The sequence below is a fragment of the Bartonella sp. AA56HLJMS genome, from assembly GCF_042197145.1.
Classification (GTDB): Bacteria; Pseudomonadota; Alphaproteobacteria; order Rhizobiales; family Rhizobiaceae; genus Bartonella.
The window spans coordinates 1-777 of the sequence record NZ_JBHIRL010000097.1; the positions used below are offsets into that span (position 1 = coordinate 1).

At 40.5% G+C, this 777-nt stretch carries 1 pseudogene; it reads right to left on the reverse strand.

Features of this window, described 5'->3' with window-relative positions:
- Positions 1-777, reverse strand: a pseudogene (locus ACFINI_RS10060) (hypothetical protein); the annotation flags it as partial.

The following is a 777-nucleotide window of genomic DNA, read 5'->3' on the forward strand; positions in this document are numbered from 1 at the left end:
ATATAGCTGATTTCCTGTTACAGCATCGCTTGAGCTAGCAGTAATATCACCATTTGCAAGCGACGTTATCTTGCTGTTCGTCTTGCTTTCCTTGTACCCATGCTTGGCTACAAACGCCTCTGCGTCCTTATTCCACAACAGCGCATCGCCTTGGACAGATTCTGTGATATTCGTGACTTTGTCATTAAAGTCTTTAACCACATTCGTGAAAGAATTACCAACACCTGAAAGAGCTTCTGAAACACTATCGTACTCAGCTTCTTCTGATGTGCCATCTTCTTTAAGGTGTGTAACTTTAAATCTAGGCAACAACCATTGATTTTTCTCATATTTAGCATCACCGTTTAAGTACGATGCAAGATCTTTTCCTAAGGAATAAAGTTGGGAGCCATTTACTGCATCTGTAGATTCTTTCGTAATATCTCCTGCCGCAAGGAACTTAATCTTGCTATTTGTCTTTGCACCGTCTTTTCCTCCATGCAAGGCTACAAAGGATTTTTCACCCTCGCTCCATGATAAAGAATCTTGTGCAACTCCTTCTGAGACTTCCTTAATACGCTGATTCACATTTTTGATATTCTCATCAAGTCCTTCAAATGCTAAACCAACATTGGTAAAGGCTTTTTGTGTTACCTCACCATCTTCAGAAACGCGAGATAAGTTATAAGTAGGGTTGGTAAAGCTACCGTCTTTAAATGCCGCATCGCCACCAAGGAATTTAGCTACATTCTGAGAAATCGTGTTGATCTGACTACCATTAATCGCATCATGTGAACC